General features: G+C 64.8%; 22 protein-coding genes. 5 read left to right on the top strand and 17 right to left on the bottom strand.

The window, feature by feature from the left end; genetic code table 11:
- The coding region (locus RMO89_RS20445; protein ID WP_310535502.1) for a sigma 54-interacting transcriptional regulator at nucleotides 1-1,169 on the bottom strand (1,169 nt) is incomplete at its 3' end.
- Nucleotides 1,170-1,412: 243 nt separating this feature from the next.
- Here RMO89_RS20445 and RMO89_RS20440 point away from each other — a divergent pair.
- Nucleotides 1,413-2,237 (top strand): flagellin, encoded by an 825-nt coding sequence (locus RMO89_RS20440; RefSeq protein WP_310535501.1) that lies wholly within the window; start codon nucleotides 1,413-1,415, stop codon nucleotides 2,235-2,237.
- A 177-nt stretch (nucleotides 2,238-2,414) separates the two neighbouring features.
- Nucleotides 2,415-2,942, top strand: coding sequence for a hypothetical protein (locus RMO89_RS20435; RefSeq protein WP_310535500.1), 528 nt, complete (start codon nucleotides 2,415-2,417; stop codon nucleotides 2,940-2,942).
- A gap of 28 nt (nucleotides 2,943-2,970) precedes the next feature.
- On the opposite strand, the gene RMO89_RS20430 is transcribed toward RMO89_RS20435, so the two are convergent.
- The 16 genes from RMO89_RS20430 to flgB form a co-directional block, all read right to left on the bottom strand.
- A complete protein-coding gene (locus RMO89_RS20430) occupies nucleotides 2,971-3,750 on the bottom strand; it encodes a hypothetical protein (RefSeq protein ID WP_310535499.1) in 780 nt (259 codons plus the stop codon).
- 149 nt (nucleotides 3,751-3,899) lie between these two features.
- Nucleotides 3,900-4,262: a hypothetical protein gene (locus tag RMO89_RS20425; protein WP_310535498.1), complete on the bottom strand. Its 363-nt coding sequence runs from the start codon at nucleotides 4,260-4,262 to the stop codon at nucleotides 3,900-3,902.
- A gap of 86 nt (nucleotides 4,263-4,348) precedes the next feature.
- Nucleotides 4,349-4,759: a nuclear transport factor 2 family protein gene (locus RMO89_RS20420; RefSeq protein WP_310535497.1), complete on the bottom strand. Its 411-nt coding sequence runs from the start codon at nucleotides 4,757-4,759 to the stop codon at nucleotides 4,349-4,351.
- 176 nt (nucleotides 4,760-4,935) lie between these two features.
- Entirely contained in the window at nucleotides 4,936-5,775 is an 840-nt protein-coding gene (locus RMO89_RS20415; RefSeq protein ID WP_310535496.1) for a flagellar motor protein MotB, read from the bottom strand.
- A gap of 3 nt (nucleotides 5,776-5,778) precedes the next feature.
- Complete coding sequence (motA, locus tag RMO89_RS20410; protein WP_310535495.1) at nucleotides 5,779-6,642, bottom strand: flagellar motor stator protein MotA; 864 nt, start codon at nucleotides 6,640-6,642, stop codon at nucleotides 5,779-5,781.
- A gap of 33 nt (nucleotides 6,643-6,675) precedes the next feature.
- Entirely contained in the window at nucleotides 6,676-7,596 is a 921-nt protein-coding gene (locus RMO89_RS20405; protein ID WP_310535494.1) for a flagellar biosynthesis protein FlgL, read from the bottom strand.
- A gap of 31 nt (nucleotides 7,597-7,627) precedes the next feature.
- A complete protein-coding gene (flgK, locus tag RMO89_RS20400; RefSeq protein ID WP_310535491.1) occupies nucleotides 7,628-8,965 on the bottom strand; it encodes a flagellar hook-associated protein FlgK in 1,338 nt (445 codons plus the stop codon).
- A gap of 3 nt (nucleotides 8,966-8,968) precedes the next feature.
- Nucleotides 8,969-9,271 (bottom strand): rod-binding protein, encoded by a 303-nt coding sequence (locus RMO89_RS20395; RefSeq protein ID WP_310535490.1) that lies wholly within the window; start codon nucleotides 9,269-9,271, stop codon nucleotides 8,969-8,971.
- A complete protein-coding gene (locus RMO89_RS20390; protein WP_310535489.1) occupies nucleotides 9,271-10,365 on the bottom strand; it encodes a flagellar basal body P-ring protein FlgI in 1,095 nt (364 codons plus the stop codon). The genes RMO89_RS20395 and RMO89_RS20390 overlap by 1 nt, the downstream gene beginning before the upstream one ends.
- Before the next feature lie 8 nt (nucleotides 10,366-10,373).
- The gene (locus tag RMO89_RS20385; RefSeq protein WP_310535488.1) at nucleotides 10,374-10,988 is read right to left on the bottom strand and encodes a flagellar basal body L-ring protein FlgH; all 615 of its coding nucleotides are present in this window, start codon (nucleotides 10,986-10,988) and stop codon (nucleotides 10,374-10,376) included.
- A gap of 152 nt (nucleotides 10,989-11,140) precedes the next feature.
- Entirely contained in the window at nucleotides 11,141-11,929 is a 789-nt protein-coding gene (gene flgG, locus RMO89_RS20380; protein WP_310535487.1) for a flagellar basal-body rod protein FlgG, read from the bottom strand.
- Nucleotides 11,930-12,075: 146 nt separating this feature from the next.
- Nucleotides 12,076-12,816 carry a flagellar basal body rod protein FlgF gene (locus RMO89_RS20375; protein WP_310535486.1) on the bottom strand — a complete coding sequence of 247 codons (741 nt, stop codon included), beginning with the start codon at nucleotides 12,814-12,816 and terminating at the stop codon, nucleotides 12,076-12,078.
- A gap of 8 nt (nucleotides 12,817-12,824) precedes the next feature.
- Nucleotides 12,825-13,640 (bottom strand): flagellar hook basal-body protein, encoded by an 816-nt coding sequence (locus RMO89_RS20370; protein ID WP_310535484.1) that lies wholly within the window; start codon nucleotides 13,638-13,640, stop codon nucleotides 12,825-12,827.
- A 12-nt stretch (nucleotides 13,641-13,652) separates the two neighbouring features.
- Nucleotides 13,653-13,994 (bottom strand): flagellar hook capping FlgD N-terminal domain-containing protein, encoded by a 342-nt coding sequence (locus tag RMO89_RS20365; RefSeq protein ID WP_310535483.1) that lies wholly within the window; start codon nucleotides 13,992-13,994, stop codon nucleotides 13,653-13,655.
- A 2-nt stretch (nucleotides 13,995-13,996) separates the two neighbouring features.
- Nucleotides 13,997-14,407, bottom strand: coding sequence for a flagellar basal body rod protein FlgC (gene flgC / locus RMO89_RS20360; protein ID WP_310535482.1), 411 nt, complete (start codon nucleotides 14,405-14,407; stop codon nucleotides 13,997-13,999).
- A 2-nt stretch (nucleotides 14,408-14,409) separates the two neighbouring features.
- Nucleotides 14,410-14,757, bottom strand: a complete 348-nt coding sequence (gene flgB / locus RMO89_RS20355; protein ID WP_310535481.1) for a flagellar basal body rod protein FlgB — start codon at nucleotides 14,755-14,757, stop codon at nucleotides 14,410-14,412.
- Between the two features lie 184 nt (nucleotides 14,758-14,941).
- Between flgB and RMO89_RS20350 the strand changes: the two genes are divergently transcribed.
- From RMO89_RS20350 to RMO89_RS20340, 3 genes are read left to right on the top strand one after another with little or no spacing between them, the layout of a single operon-like run.
- Nucleotides 14,942-15,601: a MotA/TolQ/ExbB proton channel family protein gene (locus RMO89_RS20350; RefSeq protein WP_310535479.1), complete on the top strand. Its 660-nt coding sequence runs from the start codon at nucleotides 14,942-14,944 to the stop codon at nucleotides 15,599-15,601.
- A gap of 2 nt (nucleotides 15,602-15,603) precedes the next feature.
- Nucleotides 15,604-16,062, top strand: a complete 459-nt coding sequence (locus RMO89_RS20345) for a hypothetical protein (protein ID WP_310535478.1) — start codon at nucleotides 15,604-15,606, stop codon at nucleotides 16,060-16,062.
- A complete protein-coding gene (locus RMO89_RS20340; RefSeq protein WP_310535475.1) occupies nucleotides 16,059-16,586 on the top strand; it encodes a flagella basal body P-ring formation protein FlgA in 528 nt (175 codons plus the stop codon). Before RMO89_RS20345 ends, RMO89_RS20340 begins: the two co-directional genes overlap by 4 nt.
- Nucleotides 16,587-16,660 lie beyond the last annotated feature (74 nt).

The following is a 16,660-nucleotide window of genomic DNA, read 5'->3' as shown; positions in this document are numbered from 1 at the left end:
CCGCAACTGTCGAGCGCGGCCAGGATGGCGCGGGTTTCCGAAAGCTGGACGATGTTGGAGAGCTTGCCGCCCGGGATCGTGGTCATGCCGGGGGGCGGTTCCGCAGCGGCGGTCTCCCCGGTAGTGCGTACGGCACGATCGAACACGATATGCTGCATGCCGATCTCAGGCGCATCGCCCGCCAGCAGGAGCGCGCGGCGCATCACGTTTTCAAGTTCGCGCACGTTTCCAGGCCAGGCATGGGCTTCAAGAATCGCGAGCGCGGCTTCGCCGATCCACGGCACTGGCCGGCCCGCCGGCACATGGCGCAGCACCATGGCGAAGGCCAGCGGCGCCACATCCGCCGGACGTTCGCACAGGGCGGCAAGTTCGAGCGGGAAGACGTTGAGCCGGTAATACAAGTCGGCGCGGAAGCGGCCTTCATCGACTTCGGCGGGAAGATCGCGGTTCGCGCAGGCGATCACGCGGACATCGGCCTTGACTGGGCGCGTGGCCCCCAAAGGCACCACTTCACCTTCCTGCAGTACACGCAGCAGCTTGGCCTGGAGCGCGAGCGGCATTTCGGCGATTTCGTCGAGCAGCAGGGTGCCGCCGTGGGCTGCCCGGAAGAAGCCTTCACCCGCCGCATTCGCACCCGTAAACGAGCCCTTCTGGTGGCCGAACAGCATGGCTTCCAGCATGGTTTCAGGCATCGCGGCGCAGTTGATTGCGATGAACGGCGCATCGGCGCGCGGCGAGCGCAAGTGAATGAAGCGGCTCAGGACTTCCTTGCCGGTGCCGGTCGGGCCGTTGATTAGGACGGGAATCTCGCTGGCGGCCAGCCGCTCGGCCAGGGCCAGGATCGACAGGCTCTCGGGGTCGAGCGCGATCGGCTGGCCTTCCGGCGTTGCCGCAGCCAGAAAGGCAGCGAGCGAGGCTTCGCTGACCGGGTCGGAATAGGCGAGCACGTGGCGGCCATTGCCTTCGCGGCGGGTGAGCGAGGGATGGGACGTCCGGGCCAGCGTGATCGCGGCGCGGCCCGAAGGCACGGAGCGCGCTTCCTCGATATCGCCTACCGACAGCGCCTCGCCGCTGCCGGTCACCGGACTCATGCCCAGAACCGCAGTCGCGCGGTGCAGCAACGGGGCGTGAAGCCCAAGTGCGGCAGAAGAAATGTCCATCCCCGGCATTGTAAATTCCACCCCGTCATTAACCATTCGACGGGACAGTTTTGGCGCGTGAACGACAAAGAGACCGGTAATTTAAGTCCTCGAATTTACACCTAGGGGTTTGCCCCTTGTTTTGCCGGTCTGGCGGCAAGCGATTGCCGGTGCCGGCTTAAACTTGCCGCCCGGTTGCCGCTCTTTGGCTTGGCAGCGGCGCCGGATGGTCTGGCCTGCTGATCCATTCGGGACTTCACTCGGGAGTATACCATGTCGGTAATCAACACCAATATCGGCGCAATGCGCGCCGCCAACTCTTCCACCCAGGCCGCAAGCATGCTCGGCCAGGCAATGCAGCGCCTGTCGACCGGCAAGCGCATCAACACGGCCAAGGACGATGCCGCCGGCCTCGCCATTTCGACCTCGATGACGGCGCAGATCAACGGCATGAACCAGGGCGTGCGCAACGCCAACGACGGCATCAGCCTCGCCCAGACCGCAGAAGGCGCTCTGAACGAAGTGACCAACATGCTGCAGCGCGTTCGTGAACTGGCTGTGCAGTCGTCCTCGGGCACTTACCAGACTGCCGACCGCACCAACATGCAGGCCGAAGTCACCTCGCTGACCAACCAGATCGGCAGCGTCCTGTCCGACACCAAGTTCAACGGCAACGCCCTGTTCAGCACCACGGCTGGCACAGACATCACCTTCGACATCCAGGCCGGTGCAAACTCGAGCGACGTCGTTACTCTGACCTCGGCAGCGATCGACGGCGGCAACATCGACGCCACGGCGCTCGATGTGACCACGGCTGCGCTTGCCACCACGACCATGGCGAACGTCGATCTGGCGCTGGCCGAAGTCGCTGCCACGAACTCGGGCTTTGGTGCCGGTGAATCGCAGCTGAGCTCGGCGGTCAACAACCTGACCTCGAACGCCACCAACCTGTCGGATGCTCGCAGCCGCATCATGGATGCCGACTACTCGACCGAAACCACGCAGATGGCGAAGGCCCAGATCCTCAGCCAGGCTTCGACCGCGATGCTTTCGCAGGCCAACCAGAGCCAGCAGAACGTGTTGTCGCTGCTGCGTTAAGTTCGACACCTCTGGCACCTGTCCCCTTTCGGGTGCCTGATACCTGTCCTCCCCCGGACAGGCTCACGCCCGGCGGTCGCCCCCCGACCGCCGGGCTTTTTTGTCGATTCAATTGGTTGGACAACGTCCGGCCAATGTCACAGCCTGCGCGGAGCTGTTACGATGGGGACTTTCAACATGAAACGTATAGGCTTTTTGCGCGCAGCGACAATTCTGTGCGCGCCGGCGCTGCTGGCGGGCTGCAAGGCTGAGGGTGTTGGCGCAGAAGCTGCCGGTTCTGGCATTGGTGCAGTGGCAGCAGGCTCTGATTTCAAGCCGACGAAGGCGCAGTTCATAGCGCCCGCTCCGGGCAAGCCGGCGAAGATGCTGATCACTTATACACGCAACCTTGACCCTGCGACGCAGTTCAGTCAGCTTCACATCAATTACTGGGCTTACGATGCGGCCACGCTGCCGGTTTATTACGGCGACAGGACGATCACCTGTCCCGACGCAAAGGAGCCGGCCTGTTCGGGCAAGACCTTTGCGGTCGAAGTTACCGCAGGGCGCTTGTGCAGGGCAGCTGACGCTTCCAAGCCCGGCCAGACTTGGCCATGTGGAACAGCGCCATCGCCCAAAGTCATCATGCACGTGGTGACGAACTGGATCGGCGTGAAGCCGCGCGATCCGCATATGCAGGTCGATCAGTTGACCCCCACGCTCTGAGAGCGGGCGTGGGGCCGCGCTCAGCGGCCTACCGTCCCAGCATCGCAAGCTCTGCCTTCAGGCGCGCATTTTCCGCGCGCAGGAAGGAAAGTTCATCCCCCGCCCCGCCGCCTGTGGGGGCGGGCTGGCGGGACGGGGGAGCGCGCTGCCCAGCAGTCGTCCGGGCAATAGACTGTCGCGGGGCTGGCAGGGGAAGGATACGGCTCTTCTTTCTGACTGTGCGGGACAGGCGCTGGCCAACGAGCGCACGGCTGAGCGCATCGAGCCAAAACACCACCCGCGCGACCATCCCCGGCTTGCGCGTATCAACCAGCGATCGGCTGCGCGGCAGGGCGATGGGCGCGATGGGCGCGATGGCCGGAGCCCGCACCGGCACCGGTTGGGACAGCGGGATGGTGAGGGCAGGGGACTGCGGCAGGACTTGTGGCGGGGCCTTTGCCGCAGGTGCCTTGGCCTTGCCGCGCTTGGGCAGTGCCGTGAATTTGGCGGTCTTGCGTCGCCGGGTTGTCTGACCCCGTTTGCCGACCGCCTTACCTGACAGTTTGCCCGGCGGCTTGATGGTCGGCGCATGGGTTGCACCGGGAAGAGGAGGAAGTTCGGGCGCTGGCAGGATCAATGCCGCTTCGGCCCGCGCCTGCGGCTCGGGCAGCGGCGCATCGCGGATGACCACGCCCTTGCGCGGCGGGATGCAGACCTGTTCGGGAAAGGCTGGCGATGGTGACGAAGGCAGCTTCATGCCGGCTTTGGACACATGGCGGAACTCTCCGCCAGTGCGAGACATCGCCGTCCGATTGCGCACGGTATGCATTGTCCGGACTCCCCCCAGGGATTGCCTGGAGGGGAAGGTCTCACACCGATTCGTCGCGGCGAAGCGCTATTCCATCCGTTCAGGATGGGAAGACGGGAAGACGCATCCGGTTTGGTTGTGAAGTCGAGCGATGGGGCAACCGCAGCCGCCTAGCCAATGCTCCATTCAAAATCCAACTGGCCCAACTGGCATTGGGAAATATTGCCGCTGCCGCTGTAGACGTTGCCGGCGCCGCCTTTGTCGAAGGTCTTCCTGATCCCGTTGATCCGCCCCACAACCTTGCCGGCAAATTTGATATCGGCACCAACTGCAGAACTGAAGGACAGTTTCCCGGTGGGCTGCCGAGGTGATCCGCCTTGGCTGGTCGAATCGAAGATCGTCGATGCACTTACCCCGAGCGCCTGCCAAGGAAACTCAGTGACCTGACCGGCCCCGGAAGATTTTCCTGTGATCAGCAATCCAACGGTGCGCTGTTTTCCTTCAATCGAAAAAGTCAGGTAAATGGACTGCATGAGTATTGCCTCCGAAAACGCAATTTTGCACAGCATTTAGCGCGTGACAAACTGAATTATTATACAACTCTTGGGGGGCGCTGGACTTACCCCATCTCCTCGATCATCACCTTGTATACCCGGGCGGCAAAGCGCCAGCAGCCGCCGTCCTTGCGCAATTCGTCCTCATAGCGCCCGGTCAGCCGATGGCTGCCGGCGCCGTCCCTGAACACCAGCCGTTCCTGCGCATAGGATCGGCAGGTGGCGCGGTCGCCGTCGATCTCGCAGGAGCCGAGCTGGCCGATGAAGCTGGTGGTTTCGACATTGCCCATCAGCCCGTCGTAAGTCGCGGCAATGGCCTCCTTGCCGCTGACGTCGAAGTAGTGCGTCCACCAGGTCGCATCGTCATGCCAGCAGCCGAGCCAATCGGCGCGGTCCATGCGGCTTGCAGCGTCGGTGTAGCTGTCAAGCAGTTCGCGAATGGCCAAGCGGTCTTCGATGGGGCCAGTGAACGGCATGGGCATCCTTTCTACGTGTTTGAAGCGAGGATTGCTGAGTGAGTGGAATGACGCAAGCGGATCAAAACAACCATCGTCATTGCGGGGCCGCAGGCCGCGGCAATCCAGGGTCGTTGCGCCGAGAACTCTGGATTGCCGCGTTGGCTTCGCCTCCTCGCAAGGACGAGGACTTCCTATCAATGCGCCAGGGTGATGGATATCCGCCGGTTGCGTGGGTCCTGCGGGTTGTCCTGAACCAGCAGTTCGCGGTCGGCCACGCCTTCGATGCGCTTGAAGCGGTTTTCCGCCACACCGCCAAGCATCAGCGCCTGCCGGGTGGATTCGGCGCGCCCGGCGGAGAGCGACCAGTTGTTCGCCATCTGCCCGCGCTTCCACGGCAAGGCATCGGTGTGGCCGCGGATCGACAGCGAGCCGGGTTCGGGGTTGAGCGTTTCGGTGATCGCCTTCATCAGGTCGCGCGCCTGCGGGGTCAGCACGGTGGTGCCCAGCTGGAACATGGCGAACTGGGCATCGTCGACCAGATCGATGCGGATGCCTTCGGTGGTATCGACCATCTTGACCTGACGGGCGAGCTTGCGCAGCGCTTCGCTCTTGCTAAGCTTTTCGGCGAGCGTCTGCTTCATCCGGTTCATCTTCTGGATCTTGCCTGCGCCTTCCTTCGGCCCGCCGGTCGTATCGCGCGGAATGGTCAGTGCCTTGGTGCCGGTCTGCCCGCCGCGGTGGGGATAATTGTCAACGTCGACGATCGACGATCCGCCGAGCAGGCCGTTGGCCCCGGCGCTCTCCTGCCGCATCTTGACCAGCGTCGGGGTGAAATAGTCGGCAATGCCCTTGCGCTGTTTTTCGGTGGTCGCGCCCAGCAGCCACATCAGCAGGAAAAATGCCATCATGGCGGTGACGAAGTCGGCATAGGCCACCTTCCAGGCGCCGCCATGGTGCCCGGCTGCGACCACGGTGATCTTCTTGACGATGATCGGGGGCGGCAGCTCGTTCTTGCCGCGCGGAGCCTTGGCCATGGCTTAACGGCCGCGCAGGCTGTCGAGCAGCTCGGAAAGGCCCGGGCGGAAGGCATGGCTGAGGCCCGAACGCGCGCTTTCGACGACCAGCGGCTGGGGATAGCCATGGAGCGAGGCGATAACGACCTGCTTGACCGCGTGGAAGATCTGCTCGTCGGCCTCGATAACCTGCTTCAGTCGGCCGGCCATCGGCGCAACCATGCCGTAAGCGAGCAACACGCCCATGAAGGTGCCGACCAGCGCCGAACCGATCATGCCGCCAAGGATCGCAGGCGGCTTGTCGATCGAGCCCATGGTCTTCACCACGCCAAGCACGGCGGCAACGATGCCGAGCGCGGGAAGCGCATCGGCCAGCGTCTGCAGCGCGTGCTGGGGTTCGTGCATTTCGTGGAAATGCGTTTTCATCGCATTGTCCATGACTTCCTCGACCGCGTGGACCTCCAGCGTGCCCGATGACACGACGATCAGGGTCAGCGTGTCGCAAATCAGATCGACCAGCGCATGATTGGCGAGCAGGCGCGGGAATTCGGCGAAGATCGCGCTGGTCTTGGGATCGGTGACATGACTTTCCAGCGCCACCGGCCCTTCGGATCGCAGCAGCTTCATCAGCTTTGACGTCAGGATGATCACGTCGATGTGATCCTGCTTGTTGTGCTTTGGGCCCTTGAAGATCTTGCCAAAGCCCGCGCCGAGCAGCTTGAGCTCGTGCATCGAATTGCCGGTCACCGTCGCACCGATCGCAGCGCCGCCGATGATCAGCATTTCGTGCGGAATGGCTTCCATCACCGGGCCGAGCGCGCCGCCGGTGATAGCGAAGCCGCCGAACACCATGACGAGCAGGATGACGATGCCGATTATCGCATACATAAAGCCGGTGGCCCCCCTCGGCCGAAATTCAGATCAGCGCAGCACGTCAAACAGTGAGAGCTGTGCAAGCCGGGCAAAACTCGACTGGCTGGCTTCAAGAACGGTCATGGCCTGCTGCAATTTAGCCACGGTGGAGGCGATGTCGGTGCCGCCGACGTCGGCTTCTTCGCCCGATCGCAATTCGCCCATGTCGACCCGGCGGTCGTTGGTCAGCTCGATCCAGGCAAGGCGCGAGCCGACGACCGACTGCGCGGTGGTCAGCTTTTCAAGCCCCGCATCAAGAGCGTCGAGCGATCCATGCGCCGCGCCTTGCGGGTCGGCTGAACCACCCTGAAGGGCATCGCTGAGGCCTTTCATTACCGCGAGCAGGTCAGTCGATGCGCCGCCAGAGGAAAAGTTCAGGAATTCCGGTCCGGTCAGGCCGCGGCTGACAGTCTGGCCATCACCCAGCGGCAGTTCGCCGGCGCTGGCCGTGCCGATGTAGCTGGCGTTGCCGGCAGCATCGACGGCATAGGCCGCGCCGCCAGCTTCGCCGCCGAACAGGGCATGGCCGGCAATGTCGCGGCTGTTGGCAAGCGCGATCACGTTTTCGCGGATGGCGCCGATTTCCGATCCGATGGACACGCGCTGGGCCGGTGTGAGCGTGGCAGTGGAGGCCTGTACGGCCAGTTCCTTCACCCGCGTCAGATAACTGGCGAAGGACGACATCGCCCCGTCCGCCAGTTGCAGGTCGGAAGCCGCACGCTGGGCGTTGGCCGTGTCGATCGTCGATAGCGTCGATCCGCGCGCCAGCTGGCGCAGGCGCGACGAAGCCACCGGATTATCGGCGGAAGTGGCAAATTTCTGTCCGCTCGCCAGGCTGGACTGCAGGTTCTCCGCCTCGCCTCGCAGCGAATTGAGCCCCATCAGGGCGCGCTCATAGAACGCGCTGGTGCTGGTGTTGACGATGGTCATGCGACCTTACTCCTGCCTACGCGCCGGGCCATCACCTGAGGCCCAGCAGCGTGTCGAAAATGGTGCTCGCGGCCTGCATCGCCTTGCTTGAGGCCTGAAACGCCTGCTGGAACCGCACGAGGTTCACCGCCTCTTCGTCAAGATCGACCCCGGCCTGCGCTTCAAGCGCGACGCGGGCGTTGCCGGCGATGGTGTCAATGGCGCCCTGGGTGACCCGGCGGCTCGAAACGGTGGAGGAAATGTCGAAGATCAGCGCATCAAGCGCGCCCGCCGGATCACTTGTCGCCAACGCCGAGCGCAAGGCATCAAGATTGCCGGGATCGCGGCTGCCCGCCGGCGCCCCGACCGGAGCCGTGGCGATCAGCGCGCCGTTCGAAAAGGCTAGCGTCATGCCCGCCGCACCGCTGCCGGTGAACAGCGGCGTGCCGGTGCTGCCGTCGAGCGCGACGCCGCTGCCTTGCGCGCCGTTGACGGCATCGCGAACGCTGTCGGCAAGGTCATTGAGGTCGCTGCGCACGGTGGCGAGCTTGTCTAGCGACAGCGCCTGTCCGGCCAGCGAACCGCCCGGTAGTGCCAGCGGGCTGCCGGCGAGCGTAAAGCTCAGCGTGTCCGTGCCGGAAATAGCCATGCTCAGCGGATTGGAGGTGCCGCCATCGACCAGCAGCGGGCCGGTGCCGCTGCCCATGCGGACGGTCACCTGACCATCAGTGGCAAAGCTGGTCGATACCGTGCCGAACTTGCTGACCTGTTCGAGCAGGCTGTCGCGCTGGTCGAGCAGGGTCGACTGGTCGCTCGAAGCATCGGACGCGCGGGCAAGGCGCAGGTTCACCCGCGCGAGTTCGCCGGCGAGCGTATTGACCTGAGTGACCCCGGCGGTCGCTTCGAACTGCAGGCCGTCAGCCACGCCTTCGAGGCCCTCGGCAGCAATGTTGAACGTGCCCGAAAGGGTGCGCGCCGCCTCGATCACGCCGGAGCGCAGGCTGGCATCGGTCGGGTCGCTGGCGAGGCGCTGGAGTGCGCCCTCGAAATCGACCATCGCGGGATAGACGCGGCTCTGTTCGACGGCGGCGGCAATGTTTTCAAGGCCGCGCACTTCGGCCCCGGCACGCGCGGCGTCGGCGCCGGTGCGGCGCACTTCGGCCTGCCGGAACAGGTCGGCATTGCGCACGATCGAGGACAAACGCACGCCTGACAGCGAAATATCCTGCCCGCGCCCGGAAATCCCCGATCCGGAGACTTCGGACAAGCTGATCGAGCGGCGGACGTAGCCGTCGGTGCCGGCATTGGCGATGTTGTGCGCGGTAACGTCGAGCCCGGTGCGGGCTGCACGGGCGCCGGACAGTGCGATCGAGAGGAGGTCGGATGCCATGGCTTATTTGCCCTCGCTTGGCGGTTGCGCGGCATCGGTGCCGATCCGTTTCGCCAGCTGTGCTTCGATAACCTTGGCAAAACCCAGCGCGCCGTTTTGCGAAGCAATTTCGGCAAAGCGTTCGTCCTGCATCGCCTGAAAAGTCTCGGTGCCCTTGCTGGAAAACAGGCTTTCGCCAAAGCTGGCGGCGCGGGCCGAGCTCAGCATCTGGCGCACGAAGATTGCCTCGAAACCTTGCGCGGCCTTGTGCAGCTTTTCGCGGTCGGTCGCGGCAGGCGCGGTCAGGGGAAGGGCGGATATTTTCATCACAGCACCACCATCTCGGCCTTGAGCGCGCCGGCTTCCTTGAGCGCCTGCAGGATTTCAACCAGGTCCGATGGCCCGACGCCGAGCAGGTTGAGCGCATCGACAACCTTGGCGAGGCTGGCCCCGCCTTTCATCGAAATGAGGTGCGAGCCTTCATCCTCGGCGGTGATCGTGCTGGATTCGACCTTGGTGGTTTCGCCCTTGCTCAGCGGTGCCGGCTGGCTGACGCTGGGCTTTTCGTCGATCCGCACGGTGAGCTTGCCGTGACTGATCGCAGCGGGCGACAGGCGCACGGCGCTGTTGATCACCACGGTGCCGGTGCGGCTGTTGACGATAACCTTGGCGGGGGTCTCGGCGGGCTGAATCTGGATCATCTCGATCGCTGCCAGCATCGAGGCGCGCGCATTGACGTCGGCGGGCATCTGGATCGCCAGTGTCACCCCGTCCTCGACCGCGGCAACCGGGCCGAAACGCGCATTGACCGCATCGCGAACGCGCGCGGCAGTGAGGAAATCGGCCTGGTAGAGGTTCCAGCGCAGCACGGCATCGCGGTCGAAACCGGTGGCGACGGCGCGCTCGACCGAGGCGCCTTCGGGAATGCGGCCCACGGTGGGCACGTTGACGGTCAGCTTCGAACCATCGCGGCCCGATACGCCGAGTCCGCCGACAGCAAGGTTGCCCTGGCTCATCGCGTAGATCTGGCCGTCCGCACCGTAGAGCGGCGTCATGATAAGTGCCCCGCCGCGCAGGGACTTGGCCTTGCCAATGGCGGACACGGTGACGTCGATCTTCTGACCGGGCTTGGCGAAGGCGGGCAGCTGCGCGGTGATCATCACGGCGGCGGCGTTTTTCAGCCCCGGCGAGACGCCCGGCGGCAATTGCACGCCCATCCGCCCGGCCGTGCCGCGCATGGCCTGGGTGAGGTATTCAAGGTTGTCATCGCCCGAGCCATCAAGCCCGACGACAATGCCGTAGCCGGTCAGCTGGTTCGAACGCACACCCTGAAACGCGCCCAGATCGCGCACGCGTTCGGCGTGAGCGGGGGCGGTCGTACCAAGGGCAAGAATGGCGGCAAGGAAGAAACGGCGCAGCATGGCGGTCCTCAAAACGGTGTGATCATGTTGAAGAACTTGCTCAGCCAGCCTTCGCGGCTAGCGCGCTGGATCGAGCCCTTGCCCGAATATTCCATGCGCGCGTCGGCCACTTGCGGCGATCGCACGGTGTTGTTGGCGTCGATGTCTGCCAGACGCACGATGCCAGAGAACTGGATCCATTCGTGACCCTGGCTCAGCATCATGCGCTTTTCTCCTTTGACCAGCGCGGTCCCGTTGGGGCGCACTTCGGCGATGGTGACGGCGACGGTGCCCGAAAAGCTGCTTGTCTGCGCAGCGCTGCCATCGCCCTTGAACGACGATTGGCCGCTGGCTTTAAGGGCATCGGGGTTGAGGAAGGCGAGCGGACCGGCGGTGGGCGGCGTGAGCGAGAAGCCCCCGTCGCGCCCGGTTTTCGATGTCGCGGTCTTCGATGTGGTGGTGTTTTCGATCAGCGCGATGGTCAGCGGATCGCCCACGGCCCGGGCGCGGTTGCCCGATACGAGCGGCGCATAGCCGAGCGCGGCGTTGAAGATCGCCCCGTCCGCCGGGCGCGGCTGGGCCGGTGTCGCTGCGGGCAGGGTGGCCTCGAAGCCGGTGAGCTTGGGCTGCTTGGATTTGGCCATTGTCGGATGGCTCAGCAGAAGAAAAGCACTCGTCATTCCCGCGAAGGCGGGAACCCATCTCCGGCCTTTCGCCAAACGCGACGTCGGAGATGGATCCCCGCCTTCGCGGGGATGACGAAGGTTGTTTGTCTTGGTCACGCTTGTTACCCCCCTCACAGCGTCTGGTTCGCGTTGCGCAGCATCTCGTCGACGGCGGCGATCATCTTGGAATTGATTTCGTAGGCGCGCTGGGCCTCGATCATGTCGACCAGCTCCTCGACGACATTGACGTTCGAGCTTTCGAGCATGCCCTGCCGCAAGTTGCCGCGCCCGCCCTGGCCGGCGACACCGATCTGCGCCGCGCCGCTGGCGCCGGTCTCGGTGAGGAAGTTGTCGCCCACGGCCTTCAGCCCGGCCGGGTTGGCGAAGGCGGCGATGGTGATCTGGCCCAGCGTGGCGGCCTCGGTCTGGCCGGGCAGCGCGGCGGAAACGGTGCCGTCAGCCGCGACCGAGATCGATGTGGCGCCTTCGGGGATCGAGATCGCCGGTTGCAACGCATAGCCCTGCGAAGTGACCAGCTGGCCTTCTGCCGAGCGGGTGAAATTGCCGGCGCGGGTATAGCCGAGCTGGCCGCCCGGCATCTGCACCTGGAAATAGCCATCGCCATCCAGCGCCATGTCGAGCGCGTTGCCGGTGGTCGCCAGCTCGCCCTGCGTCTCGATCCGCGTGGTGGACTGGATGCCCACCCCGGTACCGAGGTTGAGCCCGGTGGCATAGGTCGTCTCGTTCGAGCTCTGCTGCCCGGCGACGCGCGTGTCCTGATAGGCCAACGTGGCGAAGTTGGCGCGGTCGCGCTTGTAGCCGGTAGTGCCGACGTTCGCGAGGTTGTTGGCGATCACGCGCATGCGCTGGTCCTGGGCTTCAAGCCCGGTGCGTGCGATGTGGAGGGCGGAACTTGGCATTGTCTATACTCCTGTAATCCTCCCCGGACCCGGGGGGGGGGACCACCGAAGGTGGTGGAGAGGGTCATCGGCCGGGCGCAGCGTGTGGAGGAGAGCCCCCTCCGTCAGCGCTGCGCGCCGCCACCTCCCCGTGGGCGAGGAGGATTTCACGTCATCCTCATGAGTGCTGCACCGCCCTCGTCGATCTCTTTGGCAGTGGCGACGAGCTTGGTGCGGATATCGAACAGGCGCTGAGCCTCGATCATTTCGGTCAGCACTTCAGAGGAATTGACGTTCGACTGTTCGAGCGCACCAGGCAGCACCGTGCCTTCCTCGTCGTTCGGCAAAACCCCGCCGCCGAACACGCGGAACAGACCGTCGAGGCCCTTTTCGATGCGGGTGCCGGCGGGGCTCGCCAGCTTGAGCCGGTCAAGCCGGGTGGGCGGCGCATCGGGTATGGCCGGATCTTGCAGCAGCACTTGTCCGTCGGGGCTGATTATCACCTTGCTGCCCGATGGCACCGTGATCGGCCCGCTTTCACCCACAACCGGCGCGCCTTCGCCATTGACCAGCAGGCCCGACGCCGCAATCGCCAGATCGCCGCGCCGGGTATAGGCTTCGGTCCCGTCGCGGGCCTGGACGGTGAGCATGACGTCGCCCTCCATGGCCAGGTCGAGCGGCCTGCCCGTCTGGGTGACCGATCCCGCCTTCATGTTGGCGCCGCGCACTTCGGTGTCGCTCATTGTGCGCACTTCCAGTCCGGGGCCGTCCAGCGTCACCGGCGTCATCGCGATCATGTCGGCGCGAAAGCCGATGGTCTGCGAATTTGCCATGTTGCTGGCGATGACCCGCTGGCGGTTCATCGAGCTCGACAGGCCGGTAAAGGCGGTGTGGATCAGGCGGTCCATGGTTCAGGTCAGGTGCGCAGGTTGATGATGGTCTGCGAGATCTGCGTCGCCGTATCGATCGCCTTGGCATTCGCCTGGAAATAGCGTTGCGCGGTAATCAGGCCGACGAGTTCCTCGGAAATGTCGACGTTCGATCGTTCGACCGCGCCCGAAAGCAGCGTGCCGTACTGGCTGGTGCTGGGCTGGCCATAGGTCGGCGCGCCGGAAATGCCGGTGGCCTCCCAGTTGGAATTGCCGATCTGCTTGAGCCCGTTGGGCGCAATGAAATCGGCCAGCGCGATCACGCCGATCGAGGTGTTCGAACCATCGGCATAGGAGGCGATCACCGCGCCATCATCGTTCACCGACACCCCGGCGAAGTCCGCGCCGGCGGCATTGGTCGCGGGGACCAGCGCATCGACCGTCGATGTGGTCGAAGTTATCACGCCGGCGGCGTTGACCGGGAACAGCTGCAGCCGATTGCTCGAAGCATTGGTGATGAAACCGTTGCCGTCGACGCTAAAAGAACCGGCACGGGTGAATTGCGTCGTGCCCGACAGCGGTGCCTTGGTAGTGAACAGACCCTCCCCGTTGATTGCCACGTCAAGCGCGTTGCCGGTCTGCTCAATGGGACCGAGAGACATCTCCTGAGTGATCGAGGCAACGCGGCTACCGATGCCTGTTGTAAGGCTGGGGTCAGTCAATATCGAGACCGCGACGATATCGGCGAAGTTGGTGCGGCTCTTCTTGAAGCCCGACGTTTCGGCATTGGCGATGTTGTGGCTGATCACGCCAAGGTCGGTCTGGGCGTTCTTGAGGCCGGTGAGAGAGGTATAGAAGGACATGGCATCTGCTCCTTATGCAGCGGGGGTGGGGGCGGTGGCGGAATTGGGGGTTGAGCCATTGACCAGCGCGGCCAGGCTGGCGGCGGCGGCCTGCTGCGCGGCGATTACCGCGTCGAGCTTCTCGGCGATGGCCTTCAGCGAGGAGCTGCTTTCGTTGGTCGCCGAAAGCGAGGAGAACTGCGCCAGCTGGGCAAGCATTTCCTTGTTGTCGACCGGATCGGTGGGATCCTGCTGCGAAAGCTGCGCGGTCATCAGCTTGACGAAGTCGGCCGCGCCCAATGCGGCGAATCCGTATTTCTTGTCGGTTGTCGCAGCCGCCGAAGCGCTCGCTGCCGTGTTGGTGATTGTCGTCATGGTCACTTCATCCTCATGGTTTCGAGCATCAGTTGCTTGGCCGTGGACATGGCCTCGACCAGGTTCTGGTACTGGCGCGATGCTTCGAGCATCTCGACCATCTCGGCATTCTCATCGACCGGAGCGGTCCAGACATTGCCATCGGCATCGGCCAGCGGATGGTCCGGGTTGTATTCCCGCACCGGCGCGGCCTGCGAGCGAGTGACAGCGGACACGTTCACCGTGGCGAGGCCGCTGGCCTTGTCGAGCTGCGTGGCGAAGACCGGGCGCAGCGGGCGATAGGCACCCTCGGCGCTGCCGGCGACAGAGCCGGCATTGGCCAGATTCGATGCTGCCGCGTTCATCCGTACAAGCTGGGCAGACATGCTGCGCCCGGCGACGTCGAACAAGCTGAGGTGTGTGGGCACGGGCATCGTTATTCGCCCTTCAGCGCGCGGGTGACCGTGTTGACCCGGCCAGAGATGAATTGCAGCGTCGCCGAATAGCCGACCGCGTTCTCCGAAAAGGCAAGTTGTTCGGTCGCCATTTCCACGGTGTTGCCGTCAAGCGTCGGCATCGTCGGCACGCGATAGCGGGTGGCGCTGGCCACGGCCTGCTCGTCGCTTGCGCCATTGGTGCGCGCCTTGAGCGCGGCGGAGAAATCGATATCGCGCGCCTTGTATCCCGGCGTTGCGGCATTGGCGATGTTCGACGTGAGCAGGCCCATGCGCTGCGACTGCAGCTGCAGGGCCACCCCGTGAATGCCGAATAGTCCTTCGCTCATGATGCATCGTGCCTTTCGCGACTGTGCGCGAGAGATGCAGCAAGTGCCGTGCCAATTGCCGCAACGGCGGGATTCCGCGCCTTTCGTCGGACCGACCCGGCAAGCATTTGCCGTGGGCCGGCAATGTTTGGCCGCACGCTGAAACCCCGGCGCGGTGACCGTTCTTGGCTCCATGACCACCGCCATGACACTCGTCACCCTGATCGACGCTCCCAGCGCGCTTATCGTCCTGGGCGGAACCGTTGCCGCCACGGTGCTGCGCTGCGGAGTGAGCGAGTGCGCGATCACCGCGCGCGAGATCGCGCAGCTGTTTGGCAAGCCCTTTGCTGCGGGTGAGGCGCGGGCTGAACTGGCGCGGCAAGTGCAGGACATCCGCCGCGACGGCTTGCTGCGCGCCGAGCATCACTCGACAGGCGACAGCGAATTCGACGAGGTGACTGACGTTCTGTTCCACCAGCGCTCGATCGCCGCGCTGGTCGCCGCGCATGAACGGCACAAGGCGCGCCGCTCCGCAATGAGCAATACGGCGGTCCGCCTGTTCGCCCAGGCGGCAGAGCTGGCGCCGGTGTTCGGCATGGTCGGCACGCTGATCTCGCTCAACCGTTTGCCGCAGGGGCTGGCTAACGGTGACTTTTCCGGGGCCATCGGCATGGCCGTGCTGACCACGCTTTATGGCCTGCTCGCCGCCAACCTGATTTTCGCGCCGATCGCCCGTGTGATCGAGCGTGCTGCCGAAGCTGAGGAAACGGCCCGGCAGGATATCGTGGACTGGTTGGCATCGCAGCTGTCCGAAGCCGCCCCGGCGCTCGGCCCGGCCGAACGGCGCAAGCGGGCGGCTGCCTGATCATGGCCGCAGGTTACAACATGCGCGCGGGATCGGGCTGGCAATATGCCTTTACCGACATGGCGCTGATCCTGTTCATGGTCTCCGCCGCCGCGCTGGCGAAAGCGCCGCAAGCTGCAAAGGCAGCGCCGCCGCGCCCGATCGTTTCCGCGCCCGAACTGGCCAACCCCGTCGGCCTGTGGCGACCCGCGCCCGGAGCGCCCGCGCTGGCCGAATGGCTCGCCTTACAGTCCCGCGATCCGCGCCAGCGTCTGACCATCGTGGCCCATTATGCCGGCACCGACGCCGCCCCCGCCTCGGCCCGAGCCGCCGCCTTGCTGCGCGAAACCGGGGGCATGGCGGGCCCGGTGCGGCTGGTCGTTGAGCCCGGTGATGCCGATGAAATTGCCGCCGCAATCACCTGGGATGCCGGAGAGGCAGCCCCTGCCAGCACCCGATCCAATGAAAGTCCAAAGCCATGAAAGCCGTCACCGCAGTTCTTGCGTTAGCCGTATCATCTCCGGCCTTGGCCCAGTCGGTCACCGACCTCGCCCAGATCGACCGCGCGGTGGAGAGCTTCACCGGCGCGCCCATTGGTGCCCCCGGCGGAGCGGCCCAACCGGTCGATCGCCGTTTGCACCTCGCCCGCTGCGCCGCGCCCGCCGCGCTGTCGTGGTACGGATCGCGCCGCGATACCGTGCTGGTGCGTTGCCCCGATCCGGGATCGTGGCGTATCTTCGTGCCGCTTGCCGCCGGCAATACTCCCGATCAAGCCGCCCCGGCCGTTCTGCGCGGCGAGAACGTGATCATCGCCGTCTCGGGCGAAGGCTTTTCGGTGGCGCAGGCTGGGGAAGCGCTTGAACCCGGAGCGGTCGGGGCGTGGATCCGCGTGCGCTCTGCTCAGGGCAATGGCCAAGGCAATGGGCAGGGCAATGCCGGATCGATGCGCGCGCGCGTGGTCCGGCCCGGCCTCGTCAACGTCGATATCGGCAATGGCTTGCCGTGATCATGCGGCAAGAATTTTCCGCCCGGCTTAAATCTCTTGCCGGCCCGCCGTTCTGCCCCTCGGACAAACACGGA

The sequence above is a fragment of the Novosphingobium sp. genome, assembly GCF_031424035.1.
GTDB lineage: Bacteria > Pseudomonadota > Alphaproteobacteria > Sphingomonadales > Sphingomonadaceae > Novosphingobium.
Note: the sequence above shows the minus strand (reverse complement) of the source record. Positions and strands in the feature narration are given on the sequence as shown.

Excerpts from the sequence above, each read along its gene's own strand:
- flgB (WP_310535481.1), bottom strand. The coding sequence starts at position 14,757 with ATGAGCGAAGGACTATTCGGCATTCACGGGGTGGCCCTGCAGCTGCAG.
- RMO89_RS20440 (WP_310535501.1), top strand. The coding sequence starts at position 1,413 with ATGTCGGTAATCAACACCAATATCGGCGCAATGCGCGCCGCCAACTCT.
- RMO89_RS20370 (WP_310535484.1), bottom strand. The coding sequence starts at position 13,640 with ATGTCCTTCTATACCTCTCTCACCGGCCTCAAGAACGCCCAGACCGAC.
- RMO89_RS20365 (WP_310535483.1), bottom strand. The coding sequence starts at position 13,994 with ATGACGACAATCACCAACACGGCAGCGAGCGCTTCGGCGGCTGCGACA.
- motA (WP_310535495.1), bottom strand. The coding sequence starts at position 6,642 with ATGTATGCGATAATCGGCATCGTCATCCTGCTCGTCATGGTGTTCGGC.
- RMO89_RS20425 (WP_310535498.1), bottom strand. The coding sequence starts at position 4,262 with ATGCAGTCCATTTACCTGACTTTTTCGATTGAAGGAAAACAGCGCACC.
- RMO89_RS20390 (WP_310535489.1), bottom strand. The coding sequence starts at position 10,365 with ATGCTGCGCCGTTTCTTCCTTGCCGCCATTCTTGCCCTTGGTACGACC.
- RMO89_RS20375 (WP_310535486.1), bottom strand. The coding sequence starts at position 12,816 with ATGGACCGCCTGATCCACACCGCCTTTACCGGCCTGTCGAGCTCGATG.
- RMO89_RS20395 (WP_310535490.1), bottom strand. The coding sequence starts at position 9,271 with ATGAAAATATCCGCCCTTCCCCTGACCGCGCCTGCCGCGACCGACCGC.
- flgC (WP_310535482.1), bottom strand. The coding sequence starts at position 14,407 with ATGCCCGTGCCCACACACCTCAGCTTGTTCGACGTCGCCGGGCGCAGC.
- RMO89_RS20435 (WP_310535500.1), top strand. The coding sequence starts at position 2,415 with ATGAAACGTATAGGCTTTTTGCGCGCAGCGACAATTCTGTGCGCGCCG.
- RMO89_RS20430 (WP_310535499.1), bottom strand. The coding sequence starts at position 3,750 with ATGCATACCGTGCGCAATCGGACGGCGATGTCTCGCACTGGCGGAGAG.
- RMO89_RS20340 (WP_310535475.1), top strand. The coding sequence starts at position 16,059 with ATGAAAGCCGTCACCGCAGTTCTTGCGTTAGCCGTATCATCTCCGGCC.
- flgG (WP_310535487.1), bottom strand. The coding sequence starts at position 11,929 with ATGCCAAGTTCCGCCCTCCACATCGCACGCACCGGGCTTGAAGCCCAG.
- RMO89_RS20420 (WP_310535497.1), bottom strand. The coding sequence starts at position 4,759 with ATGCCGTTCACTGGCCCCATCGAAGACCGCTTGGCCATTCGCGAACTG.
- RMO89_RS20385 (WP_310535488.1), bottom strand. The coding sequence starts at position 10,988 with ATGGCCAAATCCAAGCAGCCCAAGCTCACCGGCTTCGAGGCCACCCTG.
- RMO89_RS20415 (WP_310535496.1), bottom strand. The coding sequence starts at position 5,775 with ATGGCCAAGGCTCCGCGCGGCAAGAACGAGCTGCCGCCCCCGATCATC.
- flgK (WP_310535491.1), bottom strand. The coding sequence starts at position 8,965 with ATGGCATCCGACCTCCTCTCGATCGCACTGTCCGGCGCCCGTGCAGCC.
- RMO89_RS20405 (WP_310535494.1), bottom strand. The coding sequence starts at position 7,596 with ATGACCATCGTCAACACCAGCACCAGCGCGTTCTATGAGCGCGCCCTG.
- RMO89_RS20350 (WP_310535479.1), top strand. The coding sequence starts at position 14,942 with ATGACACTCGTCACCCTGATCGACGCTCCCAGCGCGCTTATCGTCCTG.
- RMO89_RS20345 (WP_310535478.1), top strand. The coding sequence starts at position 15,604 with ATGGCCGCAGGTTACAACATGCGCGCGGGATCGGGCTGGCAATATGCC.